The sequence below is a fragment of the Streptomyces sp. NPDC030798 genome, from assembly GCF_055572275.1.
Genome location: NZ_JBVIDR010000020.1, coordinates 69,001 through 82,625 on the forward strand (window position 1 = coordinate 69,001; position 13,625 = coordinate 82,625).

Sequence of the window (13,625 nt, forward strand, 5' to 3'; positions counted from 1 at the left end):
TCATCCGCCACCGTGTCCACCTGGCGACGGCCGACCGCGCCCTCGAACCGGCACCCGAGCCGTCAGCACCCGCACCCCACTGGAGGATCCCGAATGTCGCGCTCCGCCCACCCCGACGTTCCCGAGAACCCGCGCACCACCCGGGGCGCCGACGTGTCCGGACTGCTGGAGCAAGCCACCGCCGACCGCCTGGCGTTCTGGGGACGGCAGGCCGGACAGCTCCACTGGGACGCCGGCTGGGACCAGGTGCTGGACTGGACGGACGCGCCCTTCGCCCGCTGGTTCACCGGCGGAAAGCTGAACGTGGCGTACAACTGCGTCGACCGGCATGTCGAGGCCGGCCATGGTGACCAGGTCGCCTTCCACTGGGAGGGCGAGCCGGGCGACACCCGCACGATCACCTACGCGGAGCTGAGGCGCGAGGTCTGCCGGACGGCGAACGCCCTGCTCTGCCTTGGCCTGAGGCCGGGCGACCGGGTCGCCATCCAGCTGCCGATGATCCCCGAGGCGGTCTTCGCCATGCTGGCCTGCGCCCGTCTCGGCCTGCCGCACAGCGTTGTGTTCGGCGGGTTCTCCCCGGCCGCCCTGCAGTCGCGCATCGACGACGCCCAAGCCAGGCTGCTGATCACCGCGGACGGCCAGTACCGGCGGGGCAGGGCCGAGCCCATGAAGGCGAACACCGACGAGGCGACCAGGGACACCCCGAGCGTCGAGCACGTCCTGGTGGTCCGGCGCACCGGCACCGACGTGCCGTGGACCGAGGGCCGCGACCTGTGGTGGCACGACCTGGTCGACGCCCAGTCCGACGAGCACTCCCCCGAACCCTTCGACGCCGAGCACCCGCTGTTCATCCTCTACACCTCCGGGACGACGGGCAGCCCGAAAGGCATCCTGCACACCTCCGGCGGCTACCTGACCCAGGCCGCCTACACCCACCGCACCGTCTTCGACCTCGACACCGAGACCGACGTGTACTGGTGCACCGCCGACATCGGCTGGATCACCGGGCACTCCTACATCGTGTACGGGCCGCTCGCCAACCGGGCGACATCGGTCATGTACGAGGGCACACCCAACACCCCGCACGAAGGGCGGCACTTCGAGATCATCGAGAAGTACGGCGTCACGGTCTACTACACCGCGCCCACCCTCATCCGCACCTTCATGAAGTGGGGCGAGCAGATCCCCGCCCGCTACGACCTCTCCTCGATCCGCGTGCTCGGCAGCGTCGGCGAACCGATCAACCCCGAGGCGTGGCGCTGGTTCCGCACGCACATCGGGGCCGGCAAGGCACCGGTCGTGGACACCTGGTGGCAGACCGAGACCGGCGCCGTCATGATCTCGCCGCTGCCTGACGAGTCCGGCGCGAAGCCCGGCTCGGCCCAGGCCCCACTGCCGGGTCTGTCCGCCAAAGTGGTCGACGACCAGGGCCATCAGGTCGGCAAGGGTGAGAGCGGCTACCTGGTCCTCGACCAGCCCTGGCCGTCCATGCTGCGCGGGATCTGGGGCGACGAGGAGCGGTACCGGGCGACGTACTGGTCCCGTTTCGCCGACCGGGGCTACTACTTCGCCGGGGACGGCGCGCGCTACGACGAGGACGGCGACATCTGGCTGCTGGGCCGCGTGGACGACGTCATGAACGTCTCCGGGCACCGGATCTCCACCGCGGAGGTCGAGTCCGCGCTCGTCTCGCACCCCGCGGTGGCCGAGGCCGCGGTGGTGGGCGCGTCGGACGCGACGACCGGGCAGGCCATCGTCGCCTTCGTCATCCTGCGCGCCGGCGCCGACCCGGACCTCACGGCGGCGCTGAGCAAGCATGTCGCGCAGGAGATCGGACCGATCGCCAAGCCCCGCCAGATCATGGTGGTCCCCGAACTGCCCAAGACCCGATCGGGGAAGATCATGCGCAGGTTGCTGCGCGACGTCGCCGAGCACCGGGAGGTGGGAGACGTCACGACGCTCGCCGACGCCTCCGTGATGGACCTGATCAACGCCGGTCTCGGCGGCGGGCAGCAGGACAGGCCGGGCCCGGCATGAGCGGCGGCGGCCTGTCGCCCGGCCGGGTCGCGCGCCTCACCGGAGCGAGCGGCCCCGACGGCCCCGACCGGGCCGTCGACACGGTCGTCGACCGTTTCCGGCGCCTCGATCACCTCGCCCTGCGCGAGGTCCGGCCCAGGGACCTCGGGGATGCCGCCGGCCTGCGTGCGGCGAGCCGGCCGGCGCCGACGGCCGCGCACGGCGGACCGGCCGTCGACGTGGTCACGGATGCGGTCCGGGAGCGGTCGCAGGACACCGCCCCGGCAGGACTGCCCGGGCTCGCCCGGTGGCCGGCGGCCGAACCGCCGCCCCGCACCGGCGTCCACACCGTCGTGACCGGTCCGTCGGTCGGGGTGGACGCGTACCGCAGGGCGAACGCCGACGCGCTGTGCGGCCTCCCCGGCCCGCCGCGCGCACCGGGCACCCGGACCGGCCCCGGCCGAGGGGCCTCTGCGCCCGTCGCGGGCCGCCTGACCGGAGCACGCCGACAACGGCGAAGACCAGGAACGAAGACCAGGCACGACCACTGAAAGGCACGCGCGCACTGATGCGAATCGTCCTCATCGGCCCTCCCGGAGCGGGCAAGGGCACCCAAGCAGCCATACTCAGCGAGAGACTCGGAATCCCTCACATCTCCACCGGGGACCTGTTCCGCGAGCACGTCACCCGCCGGACGCCACTCGGGCAGGATGCCAAGCGGTATCTCGACACCGGCGAACTCGTACCCGACCACGTCACCGGCGGCATGGTCCGCCAGCGGCTGGAACAGTCCGACACCCGGCGCGGCTTCCTTCTCGACGGCTTCCCGCGCACCCTGGCACAGGCGCGGGAACTCGCCGCGACACTGGATTCCACCGGAGCCCGACTGGACGCCGTGGTGGAGTTCACCGCTCCCGAGGACATCGTGGTGAAGCGGCTGCTGAACCGCGGCCGGCCGGACGACACCGAGGATGTCATCCGCCATCGGCAGCGGGTGTACGAACGCCAGACCGCCCCTCTGCTCGACCACTACGCGGACATCCTGCTGACCGTCCAGGCCGTCGGACCGATCGACGAGATCGCCGGGTGGGCGCTCAGCGGACTGTCGGGAGAGCCGGCCCGGCACCCTCGCCGCGCACCGTGATCACCTCGTCCTTCACGGGAGGCAACCGGCCTCGCGGGACGCGGGGCCGGACAGTGGGGGACGTTCCCGGTGCGGGCGCTCGGGAGCGCCGGCATCGGACGTCCATCGTGTCGCGACGAGACGCGGGAGGGCACACCGCCGGGGCGTGGTCACCGTCCTCATCGCCTCCGGCGGGTTTCTGGCGGTCACATGCTCCGTTCGAAGCGGTCCAGGCCTCCGCCGAGGAAATCCGTGAGGGTGCCGGCCGGCAGTCTCTGCTCGGCCGAGACCCGGACAGGCCATTGAAGTGGTGCGCGTCGCCACGCCGTCGGGCGTGGAGGGTGCACGAGCAGGCGCTGCGTCTGCTCGGCCCGGACGACGTGTGCTCACCATGCTCCGAGGAGAGTCGCCATGGTGTTCGGTCAAGCGGGTACCGGCACGGAGCGTCTGGCGTACGCGGGCGCCAGGCCTCCGGCCGAGAGCCTGCGAAGCGTCCAGTTCTCCTGTCAGTTGCTCTCCCGCAACCAGGCGCGGTTCATGGACAGCTTCTACGAGAGCATGCTCGTTCTCGTGCCCCAGGTGCGGGAGTTGCCGCCACGGGCGGGACGGCCGCTGTGCAACAGGCTGGCTCAGTCGGTGCTGTGGGCCGCGCTGACCCAGGACGCACCGGAGGCCGTCGAGGCGACCCTGCGCCAGGTCGGCGGGGGAATCCAGCAGCAGGACTTCTTCGACGGCTGGCACTGGTCGTTCGGTGCGGCCCTCCTCGACACGGTGCGCCAGATACACCGGAGCGAGTGGGGCTCCCGGCTCAGTTCCGACTGGATTGCGTTCTACACATGGCTCAGCGGGAACCTCCGGTTGGGCGCGGATGCCGTCCGGCTGGGAAGGGATCACGCCCAGCCGTCGCGGCCGGATCACGCTCAGCGGCAGCCGCGTCGCGGTACACCGCGGGACGACGGCTTCACTCCGGTCGACGTCGCCACCGCGAACGACCGGCCGCGGGAGCAGACACTCAATGGGATCCTCGCCGTGCTGCGCTCCCGCCACTTCCCCGACGACGACCGCGGGCTCGCGGCGATCTGCACCCGGGTCGCCCTGCGCACCGGCGTCGACCTGCGCTCCCCCCGCCCGGACCAGCAGACCGACGCGGCGGCGGTCTCCAGAGTCCTGAGCATCCTGCTGGTGCTGGGCTTCTCGTTGTCGCCCTCGCCGCACGACCTGCTCCTCCACCCACCAAACCCGGAGGACAGCGGCTTGCGGCAGGCCGGTGGCGAGCCCGTCGCCACGGCAGGCCTTCGGCAACGCTTTCGGCGACTTCTGAACAAGGCAGACAGATGACGTTCTTCCCTCCCGTCGTACCCGGCACGGGCGTCGTACGCGCCCATGTCACCGGACCGGCTCCACAGGCGGTCGACCGGCTGCTGGCACAGCTCGACCACGGTCTGTCGGGACGCCGGGCGGTCGCGGTGATGTACTTCGCCTCCAGCGTGTACGACCCCGCCGATGTCGCACCCTTCATCAGCTGGCACTTTCCCGAGGCGGTGGTCATCGGCTGTTCCACCGCCGGGGAGTTCACCGACCTGCACAACGGGACCGGCGGCATCTCGGCCGTGGTGCTTCCGGACGGTCTGATCACCCAAGCGGTCGCCGTCCTCGGCGAGTTGGACGGCGACGCGGGCGACGGCACCGCGGCCGCCGTCCGGTCGCTCGAGGAAGCTCTCCAGGTTCAGCTCCGCCACCTCGACCCGGCCCACCACCTGGGTTTCGTGCTGATCGACGGCCTGCACGGATCCGAGGAGCAGGTCAACGAGATGCTGGGGAACGCCGCACCCCTGCTGGACTTCGTCGGCGGTTCCGCCGGAGACGACTTCGCCTTCCAGGGCACCTGGACCGCCGTGGGCCACGAGGTGAGCTACCACGGGGCGGCGCTCATGGTGTGCCGGACCGCCGTCCCGTTCCGGGTCGTCAAGTCATGCTCGTTCACCCCGACCGGCAGAGTCCTGCGGATCACCCGTGCGGACGCTGCCTCCCGGACCGTCCTCGAGATCGACGGGCGGCCGGCCGCGGAGGCGTACGCGGATGCCCTGGGCGTGAGCGTCGACGCACTCGACGCCGCCTGGACGGAGCACCCGGTGGGGCTCATGATCGACGGCCAGCCGTGGGTCCGCAGCCCTCAGGCGATTACGCCGGACGGGGGCCTCCGGTTCTACGCCGAGATCATGCCGGGGATGGAGGTCGAGGTCATGCAGGCGGGTGACCTCATAACGGAGACCACTGCCGCACTGCGCCGAACCCGCGCCGAACTCGGAGGGCGGGCCGGCGGCGCGGTTCTCTTCAACTGCTGCCTGCGCCGCAAGGAGATCGACGCCAAGAACCTCTCCGCGGACTTCGTCGCAGCCTTGGGCGGCGTCCCGTCGGCTGGATTTCACACCTACGGCGAGAGCTGGCTCGGCCACGTGAACCAGACCCTCACCGGTGTCGTGTTCGGGCCCCGGGCGAGGACTGAGTCCGGCACTACGTAAGGAGAGCCACGGCAGCACGCCCCAGAACCCCGCTCCCGGCCAGCGGGGGCCGGCCGTTCTCAGCGGCCTGGTCCTTCGGGGCGACGAGCCCTGAGCGGACCTGGCTGCGGTCAGGTCAAGGCAGCCCAAGCACGGCATCTTTGAGTATGGGACTTCTCCATGACAACAATGACAGCCACTCACATCGGCGGCCCGACCATCCTGACCGAGTTCGGCGGATGGCGGCTACTTACCGACCCGACATTCGACCCCCCTGGAGAAAGCTGCTCATCCGGGTGGGGCACATGCTCTACCAAGCTCCCAGGCCCTGCCATCAGCGCAAGCAAGCTCGGTCCCATTGATGCCGTGGTACTCGAGGACGTCGAATGGAAGCAACCGGGCACGACGAGGCCCAGTGAAGTCCACCGCGGCCGGGAGGCAGTCACGGAGCTCTTCGTCGACATCGCGCGGTACGGTTTGTCCGTCCGGCCAATCGAGCTCTTCGGTCAGGGCGACCGCGTCGTTGCCGTGGTCGCCGTCGAGCCGGCCGGCCAGCGGGCGAACGAAGTGGACCGAGTCACCCTTCAGGACGGGCTCATCGTGGCCGTCGAGCACATCGGTGACACCGAGATGCTGAGCAGCGTCGTGACCGGAGGGGCGGCATCATGAGCCTGGCGCAGACCACAGACGCGATCGGCTCGATCACATGGACCGAGCGCACCGGCGGCGTCCTGACCCGTCGCGAGCAGCGCGCCCTCGCACGGCCTCTGCTCCGAGGAGAACTCGCCATCGTGACCGGTCGGATCGCCATGGCGCTCCGGCTGCACTCAGGTCGTCGGCAGGCCATCGACCCGGCGCGGCTCCTCCCGCCGGACTCGGCGATGGCCAAAGACGCAGAGACCGCCGCGCGCGACCTCTTGAGCCCTGCCCTGCTCAACCACTCCCGGCGGTCCTACGCCTGGGGTTCGGCTGTCGCTGCGCTGGACGGCATCGAGTTCGACCGTGAGCTCCTCTACGTCGCCGCGATGTTTCATGACACCGGGCTCGCGACCCACGTACCCGAGGTCGACTTCACCATCCGAAGCGCCGCCCTCGCCCGCAGGTTCACTGACGACCACGGTCTCGCAGCCCCGGAGCGCGAGACCGTCGCGAACGCGATCGCTCTGCACCACACCCCCGGCGTCGGGATCGACTCCGGAGCCGAGGCGTTCCTGCTGTCGGCCGGCGCAGGTGTGGACGTGTTCGGCCTGCGCAGCGACCGCCTTCCCGACGCAACCCGCAAGCAGGTCGTCTCGGACTTCCCACGGACGGGGTTCAAGCGGGAGTTCGCCCGGGCGTGGCACGAGGAGGCGAAGCAGGTGCCGCACGGCCGGGCGTGGTACCTCCATCGCTTCGCTTTCAGCGACGTCACGATTCGGCTCGCGCCGTTCCGTGGCTGACTGCGGGCTGGTCGGAGCCCTGTCACCACGGCTGCGGGTCGTACTGGATTCCACGTCGTGCGTCGGCGGCGCGATCGGTGCCGGCGAAGCGCGACACCAGGTGCAGAGCCATGTCGATCCCGGCGCTGAGCCCGGCACTGGTCACGACGTCACCGTCGTCCACGAAGCGCATTCAACGTCGGTGCGGATGGCGGGGTCGATCTCCGAGAGGAGATCGAGCCAGGCCCAGTGGGTCGTCGCGTGCCGGTTGGTGAGCAGACCAGCGGCGGCGTACACGAGGCTTCCGGAGCACACCGAGGTCATCAGCGTGACGACCTCACGCTGCGCGCGTACCCAGGCGAGGTGATCGGTGTCGTGCAGCGGCCGCCGGGCGCCGACGCCACCAGGGTGGATGAGCACGTCAAGCGGCGGCATGTCGTCGGTGGAGTGGTGCGCGCCGAGGGAGAGACCTTTCGCGCCGGTGACGGGGTCTCCGCCGACGGAGAGGCACGAGACGCTCCAGCCGTCCTCGGGGAACTCCTGGGTCCAGTAGGCGGGGACCTCCACGGCCCGCCGGCGTCCAGTTCCTCCACTCCGTCGAAGAGCAGCAGTCCGATGTGATTCATGCTCCCAGCCTGGCAGCGCGCTTTCGCCTCACCCCGGTCAAAGCGCCGGGATTCCGCGGCCTCGGAGCCTCACGCGGGGGTACGTTCGGCGCATGGTGGTGGGCCGCGAAAGGCAGCTCGAAACCCTCGCGGAGCTGGTGGAGGCGGGCCGTGGCGGAACGGCCGGCGCCGTGCTGCTCCGCGGCGAGCCCGGCGTGGGCAAGTCGCCCCTGCTCGACGAGGTCGTGAACAGCACCCCCAGGCGACCGTGCTGCGAGCGCAGGGCGTCGAGGTGGAGACCCCGCAGGCGGCCCCGGTCCGTGAGCGGCGCTGCCGGCCGACGTACGATCCCCGCTTAGGAAGGCACGAGGACGAGGTCTCGTCTCTCCAGGCGTGCTGCCCACGGGCTGCCCTACCTCCCACTCCTAGCCGCGCGGGACCGCGATGCAAGCAGGCGCAGAATGCCTCCCAAGAGCCGGCGGGACTCGCAGGCGATCAGCAATCAGCGTGCGTCAGGCCGGGATGTTCCCTCTAGGAAGGCCGCAGTGTCGTTCTGGAAGGTCTCTATCAACTGACCGCGTCCATCGCGCAGAGTGTGACCGACTGTGGGGATTCCACGGCGGCACAGGTCTCAGGTCGAGTGCGGTGACATCCTCTCCGTACCGCAGCCATTGGTCCACGATCAGCCACGAGCTGAGGACCGACTCCCCCAACCCAGCTCGGTCGAGGCGGTCATCACTGGGACTCAGCGTCCAGGCCAGCGGGCGGAAGTAGATTTCGGAAAAGATGTTGTAGTGCTGCCGGCACAGACCTCGCAACCACATTCCCCGGGTCTTGGGCGACCAGTGGTGCGCGCCTCGTTGTACACGCGTACCGTCGCGCTGGTCACGTTGCCCGTGTCCCGGCAGCAAGCAATTGTCAAATCCTGGGGATCTGGTCCGCGCGGCCGGACGTCTGTCTCACAGGGTGGTGTTCGCCTGCCGCATGGCGGATGAGCTGCTAACTTCCGCGTCATGGCGAACCAGAGCGACGGCACAGATCTCCGAAGCCGGGTGGCCGATGCCGACAGCGGTGTCCTGTTGTTCGGCATCACGCCGCCCCGCCTGAGCAACACTCCCGAGCGGATCCGGGAGATCACCGCAGCCACCCTGGCACGGTTGGAGTCCCTCGATGTCGACGGTCTGGCGCTGTACGACATCGACGATGAGAGCGACCGTAATCCGGCGCAGCGGCCGTTTCCGTACCTGCCGACCATCGACCCTGCCGTGTACCACGCGGACTATCTCGGCAAGTGGAACCGCCCGGTGGTCGTCTACCGGTGCGTCGGCAAGTACTCCCAGACGGAGCTGCGGACCTGGCTGCAGACGGCCGACGCCGACCGGCTGCTCGGCGTCTTCGTCGGCGCGTCCTCGAAGGGGAAGGCGGTGCGGACCGGCCTGTCCGAGGCGCAGGACCTGCGCCGCGATGTCCGCCCAGACCTACTGCTCGGTGGCGTGGCCATCACCGAACGCCCCGAGGAGCATCTGCGGCTCGTCGCCAAGCAGGTGGCCGGATGCGCGTACTTCATCTCGCAGGTCATCTACAGCGCCGACGCGGCGAAAAGCATGGTCTCCGACTACTACTACGCCTGCCGCGAGAGGGACCTCGAACCGAGGCCCGTCCTGTTCACGCTCTCGGTGTGCGGCTCGGTGAAGACGCTGGAGTTTCTCCAATGGCTCGGCGTCGACGTCCCGCGCTGGCTGGAGAACTCCCTGCGCCATGCGGACGACACCCTGGCCGAGTCATACCAGCACTGCTTGGCGAACGCCCGGGACCTGATCGCCTTCTGCCGCAAGCTCGGCATGCCGTTCGGCTTCCTCGTGGAGAGCGTGTCCATCCGCAAGGTCGAGATCGACGCCTCGGTCGCCCTGGCCCACGAGCTCAGCAGGCTGCTCGGACGAGGTACACCCTCGGGGTGAAGCCGGGCAGCGAACGTGCGGAGGGCGACCAGGTGCGGCGCATTGACCGCGTGCCAGCGTTCCTGGGCGGACTCGATCAGCTTGAACGTCATGGTCAGAGCGGCCGACCGCGACCCGGCGCCGCGGGTGACCTTGGTGCCAGCCGCAGCAGGAGCGACTGACCGTGCTGGGTGTCAACCCATTAGAGCTCCCGTTGAGCGGTGACCGGACGCGCGCTCCCGGGGACTGGACATCAAAGGGGCAGAGCCGTGCAATGTGACGCGCGTGTCCCACAGGTCGCGTGCGTCTTCCGTACGGAAGACGCACGTATGCCGTACGAAAGACGCACGTAGCGTGTAAGCGGTGCTCACGCCAGCTCGAAACCGGGCAGCGGTGCCGCTCGGCCTCGTGATCAGGCTTCGTCGCCCGAGTCGTCAGCCTGCGGTTCAGCGGCTTTCGGCGCCTGCTCGCCCTCGGCAGCCGCCCTCTCGCGCTTCTCTCCGAGCCGCTGCTGCTCCTCCTCGAGATGCTTGCGAAGCTCCTCCGGCTTGTCCCCGACCTGTTCCATGGCACACTCCAACCGCCTGGGCCCGTGTCGTCCCCACCAGGGTCGGGGAAAACCCGGGGTGCCGCAAAACGGATCTGCGCAGCACTCAGCCACGTCGCCGACGACCGCACCACCGACCCCCGGCATGCGCCAAGCACTGCGTAGCAGCACAGCCGACTGAAGCGGTCGGCGTTTCGAGGAGAGCACGGGCTGCAGGCCGTTCGTCAGGTCCCGCAGGGTGCACAGCAACGTGCAGGAGACCCCCTTGTCCGCGATCTGACGGCGGCCGGACGCGGGCGTGGTCAAGACATCCCAGAGGGACAAGAAGCCAAGAGCGACCGCGAGTCTTGATCGCTACGGAAGCCACTGATTGGCTGGCCGACATGGATGACCTGGGACCCGTTGCGTGGCCGCCTGCACCGATCGAGACCGAGAGGCTCGTGCTGCGGGGGCCCGAGGCCAAAGACCGTGCGGCGTTCATCGAGCTGCACGCCTCACCGAAGGTGCACACCTACCTAGGCGGCCCCCGCCCGCGTGACGAGCTTGAGCGCGAGATGCCCGAGGTGCCCGGGGGGCGCCCCGGAAGTTTTGTCGTCGATCTCGGCGGGGCGATGATCGGCCAGATCCTGCTCAGGAGAGCAACGGAGCACCTTTGCCCCTCTGCCGTGGGGAAGGTCGATCTTGGCTACCTGTTCCTGCCGCGGGCGTGGGGCTACGGGTATGCCGCCGAAGCGTGCGCGGCGGCACTGGGCTGGGTCGAAGACGTCCTTCCGGGTGAGCCGGTGGTGCTCGCCACCCAAACCGCCAACGCCCGTTCGATGCGCCTCGCGGCAAAGCTGGGATTCACCGAAGTAGAGCGGTTCCGGGCCTGGGACGCCGAACAGTGGCTCGGTCTGAGGATCCCGGTCACGCCCGCCGCTTGAGTTCGCGCTTCGGCTGATGGATCTGTCGCAACACCGTTGTCTCGTTGACGAAGTCGGCCGAGCAATGCTCAAGATCTGTGGATCGGCCTCGGCAGGGTGCTTCGCGAAACGCGGAGGGCATACCTTCCCGAGTGATCGATTGATGGTCACCGAGTAGACCCGCGTTGCACTGCGGGTTGGAAGGTACGCCTGTGCTCAGCGTAGTCAACAACGGCGGAACCACCGAGACCGGATCCCTGATGGACGGCATCGTCCGCGAGGGTGCCCGGCGGATGCTCGCCGCGGCTCTGGAGGCCGAAGTCGACCAGTACATAGCCGAGTTGGCCGGTGAGCAGGACGAGGCCAACCGCCGTCTGGTGGTCCGTAACGGCCATCATCGTGAATGGACGGTGACCACCGCCGCCGGGCCGGTCACGGTGAAGGCGCCCCGCGTGAACGACAAACGCGCCGATGTGGAGACCGGTGAGCGCAAGCGGGTTCTCGTCGAAGATCCTCGCGCCGTGGTGCCGCAAGCCCCCGAAGATCAGCGAGGTCCTGCCCCTGCTCTACCTCCACGGGCTGTCCTCCGGGGACTTCGTGCCCGCGATGGAGCAGTTCCTGGGCTCCTCGGCCGGCCTCTCGCCGACACGGTGACCCGGCTGACGAAGCAGTGGACCGACGACCACACCGCCTTCCAGGCACGCGACCTGTCGGATTCCGACTCCGTCTACATGTGGGCCGACGGCGTCCACCCCAAGGTCCGCCTCGGCCAGGCCCACTCCTGCGTCCTGGTCCTCATAGGCATGCGCCCCGACGGTCGCAAGGAACTCATCGCGCTGGCCGAGGGGCTGCGCGAATCGACTGAGTCATGGGCGGATCTGCTGCGTGACTGCCGCCGACGCGGCATGCGCGATCCCGAACTCGTGGTCGGTGACGGCGCGATGGGCCTGTGGAGGGCCTCGCAGAGGTGTTTCCGCAGGCAAGGCACCAGAGGTGCTGGGTTCACCTGAGAACCGCGATCACGCCGAGAAGGCAACCAAGCACTACGAGCGCGCCTACGGAGTGAAGTGGCCGAAGGCGACCAAGAAGGTCACCGACGAGGCCGTCCAACTCCTTGCGTTCTACGACTTCCCCGCCGAGCACTGGGCGCACGTGCGCACGACACATCCCATCGAGAGCACTTTCAGCACCGTGAAGTTGAGGACCAAGGCCACCCCGCGGGGCAGGCAGCCCGGCCCCGGCGATGGTGTTCAGGCTCGTCGAGTCCGCCCAGACCCGTTGGCGCGCGATCACCGCACCCCACCTTGTTGCCCTCGTCCGCAACGGTGCCCGGTTCGAGAAGGGCGTCCTCGGTGAGTGCGAGGAGGCGAACGCGGCATGACCGGCCTGGGGACTTCTACCGTTCACCAGCGGGGAGCTCTGTTGTCCGCCACCCGGGGGACCCAGCTGTCCCTTGGCAGTTGAGGACGGCGAACCGCCACGACCCGTCGGCCGACTGGCGGGCGACGGCCGTCGTCGTTCCGGTCGGCGAGATCCGGGTGCCGTCCGGCAACGTCGCCTCGAGGTTCCAATCGACGATGATCAGGGCCGTGTCGCCCCCGATCTGGGTGAACTTGGGCTTGTTGGTCAGACGCGCCTGAGCCGCGATCGAGTTGACCGTCTCAGCGCGCAGCGCCTCCCGGTCGGTGAGAACTTCGCCGGCGAACGTGCGCATCGTCGCGTCCTGGTGGAACAGCGCGAGGACGGCGTCGGCGTCCCCGGCGTTGAGCGCGTCCGCGTAAGCGAAAGGGAGGCGGGCCGGGTCGACGATCCGGGAGTCGACGGGTTCCTGGCTGTTCATGGCTGACTCACTCCTCGTGTGGGTTCGATCCGGACTCCCCGGAGCCGACGCGACCACCTCTCAGCCGGCCGGGTCGACCGGGCGCACCGGCACGACCCAATCGCCGACCGAGGCCACCAGTGCTCCGGCCCGAGGTACCTCGGGCCGGACAATATCCCGCGCTCCGGATACAACCGTCGCCACCCCCTGCCCTCGCCACCGCAGGACGCCGCTGCGGCGCCAGGCCCGAACCACATCAGGAGATCCCGCATCTGTCCGACCAGCCAGCCCGGCGGTCCATGACCGAATCAGTCGACAGGTATTGACCATTGCTCAGTCGGCCGGGTCCGCGAATCATGCAGGTGCTGGAAGGAGTGGCGCGGAGGCGCGCTGCCTGTCGAACGGCTACCGGGTCAGGAGACAGTGGTGGAGCTGTCCGAGGAAGCGGTTGAGCAGGTGGCGCTGGGCAGCGTTGAGGGCTGAGAAGGCCCAGAGGAAGCCGGCATGCATGAGCCGGTTGTTCTTGACCAAGCGGCGGCCGACGCAGTGCTTCTCGCCGGAGGCGCGGGTGATGGGGCCCGAGCCAGGCGTATGGCTTCAGGGCTCTGCATTGTGCTCGATGGGCCTGCCCAGCACGATCGCCCGCCGCGCCTGCGCGGGGTCTTGCCCTCCGCCCAGAGCTCACGCTCGATCCGGTCGGCGTCCGGGGTGCCGACCTTCGCCCAGAGGCAGTGCCGCCCCGCGTCGGGCCGTCAGG

Annotated in this window: 14 protein-coding genes and 3 pseudogenes; 11 read left to right on the plus strand and 6 right to left on the minus strand. The window is 69.4% G+C overall.

Annotation, left to right across the window (positions count from 1 at the left end):
- Positions 1 to 93 precede the first annotated feature (93 nt).
- The 7 genes from acs to ACZ404_RS34010 all read left to right on the plus strand — a co-directional run bounded on the left by acs (position 94) and on the right by ACZ404_RS34010 (position 7,079).
- On the plus strand, positions 94 to 2,037 hold the full coding sequence (gene acs / locus ACZ404_RS33980) for an acetate--CoA ligase (RefSeq protein ID WP_468446732.1): 1,944 nt from the start codon (positions 94 to 96) through the stop codon (positions 2,035 to 2,037).
- Entirely contained in the window at positions 2,034 to 2,567 is a 534-nt protein-coding gene (locus ACZ404_RS33985) for a hypothetical protein (protein ID WP_468446734.1), read from the plus strand. Before acs ends, ACZ404_RS33985 begins: the two co-directional genes overlap by 4 nt.
- A gap of 17 nt (positions 2,568 to 2,584) precedes the next feature.
- Positions 2,585 to 3,160, plus strand: a complete 576-nt coding sequence (locus ACZ404_RS33990; protein WP_468446736.1) for an adenylate kinase — start codon at positions 2,585 to 2,587, stop codon at positions 3,158 to 3,160.
- A 390-nt stretch (positions 3,161 to 3,550) separates the two neighbouring features.
- Complete coding sequence (locus tag ACZ404_RS33995) at positions 3,551 to 4,477, plus strand: globin family protein (protein WP_468446738.1); 927 nt, start codon at positions 3,551 to 3,553, stop codon at positions 4,475 to 4,477.
- Positions 4,474 to 5,661, plus strand: a complete 1,188-nt coding sequence (locus tag ACZ404_RS34000) for an FIST signal transduction protein (protein WP_468446740.1) — start codon at positions 4,474 to 4,476, stop codon at positions 5,659 to 5,661. The genes ACZ404_RS33995 and ACZ404_RS34000 overlap by 4 nt, the downstream gene beginning before the upstream one ends.
- Before the next feature lie 168 nt (positions 5,662 to 5,829).
- Positions 5,830 to 6,309, plus strand: coding sequence for a nuclear transport factor 2 family protein (locus tag ACZ404_RS34005; protein ID WP_468446742.1), 480 nt, complete (start codon positions 5,830 to 5,832; stop codon positions 6,307 to 6,309).
- Complete coding sequence (locus ACZ404_RS34010) at positions 6,306 to 7,079, plus strand: HD domain-containing protein (protein WP_468446743.1); 774 nt, start codon at positions 6,306 to 6,308, stop codon at positions 7,077 to 7,079. The genes ACZ404_RS34005 and ACZ404_RS34010 overlap by 4 nt, the downstream gene beginning before the upstream one ends.
- A 22-nt stretch (positions 7,080 to 7,101) precedes the next feature.
- Here ACZ404_RS34010 and ACZ404_RS34015 read toward each other — a convergent pair whose 3' ends face one another.
- Together ACZ404_RS34015 and ACZ404_RS34020 are read right to left on the minus strand one after the other, a co-directional pair.
- Positions 7,102 to 7,224, minus strand: coding sequence for a hypothetical protein (locus tag ACZ404_RS34015; RefSeq protein WP_468446745.1), 123 nt, complete (start codon positions 7,222 to 7,224; stop codon positions 7,102 to 7,104).
- Positions 7,221 to 7,625 carry a DJ-1/PfpI family protein gene (locus ACZ404_RS34020; RefSeq protein WP_468446747.1) on the minus strand — a complete coding sequence of 135 codons (405 nt, stop codon included), beginning with the start codon at positions 7,623 to 7,625 and terminating at the stop codon, positions 7,221 to 7,223. Before ACZ404_RS34020 ends, ACZ404_RS34015 begins: the two co-directional genes overlap by 4 nt.
- Positions 7,626 to 7,776: 151 nt before the next feature.
- Here ACZ404_RS34020 and ACZ404_RS34025 point away from each other — a divergent pair, with 151 nt between their 5' ends.
- Positions 7,777 to 8,022, plus strand: a complete 246-nt coding sequence (locus ACZ404_RS34025) for an ATP-binding protein (RefSeq protein WP_468446749.1) — start codon at positions 7,777 to 7,779, stop codon at positions 8,020 to 8,022.
- 654 nt (positions 8,023 to 8,676) lie between these two features.
- Positions 8,677 to 9,621 (plus strand): methylenetetrahydrofolate reductase, encoded by a 945-nt coding sequence (locus ACZ404_RS34030; RefSeq protein ID WP_468446751.1) that lies wholly within the window; start codon positions 8,677 to 8,679, stop codon positions 9,619 to 9,621.
- Here ACZ404_RS34030 and ACZ404_RS34035 read toward each other — a convergent pair.
- Positions 9,618 to 9,758 (minus strand): annotated as a pseudogene (locus ACZ404_RS34035) (IS256 family transposase); the annotation flags it as partial. The gene ACZ404_RS34030 and the pseudogene ACZ404_RS34035 sit on opposite strands and share 4 nt — an antisense overlap.
- A 254-nt stretch (positions 9,759 to 10,012) precedes the next feature.
- Entirely contained in the window at positions 10,013 to 10,168 is a 156-nt protein-coding gene (locus ACZ404_RS34040) for a hypothetical protein (protein WP_468446753.1), read from the minus strand.
- A gap of 362 nt (positions 10,169 to 10,530) precedes the next feature.
- Here ACZ404_RS34040 and ACZ404_RS34045 point away from each other — a divergent pair, with 362 nt between their 5' ends.
- Positions 10,531 to 11,070, plus strand: coding sequence for a GNAT family N-acetyltransferase (locus ACZ404_RS34045; RefSeq protein WP_468446755.1), 540 nt, complete (start codon positions 10,531 to 10,533; stop codon positions 11,068 to 11,070).
- 191 nt (positions 11,071 to 11,261) lie between these two features.
- Positions 11,262 to 12,430 (plus strand): annotated as a pseudogene (locus tag ACZ404_RS34050) (IS256 family transposase).
- Positions 12,431 to 12,445: 15 nt separating this feature from the next.
- Here ACZ404_RS34050 and ACZ404_RS34055 read toward each other — a convergent pair.
- Positions 12,446 to 12,889, minus strand: a complete 444-nt coding sequence (locus tag ACZ404_RS34055; protein WP_468446757.1) for a YybH family protein — start codon at positions 12,887 to 12,889, stop codon at positions 12,446 to 12,448.
- A gap of 384 nt (positions 12,890 to 13,273) precedes the next feature.
- Positions 13,274 to 13,475, minus strand: a pseudogene (locus ACZ404_RS34060) (IS110 family transposase); the annotation flags it as partial.
- Between the last annotated feature and the right edge of the window lie 150 nt (positions 13,476 to 13,625).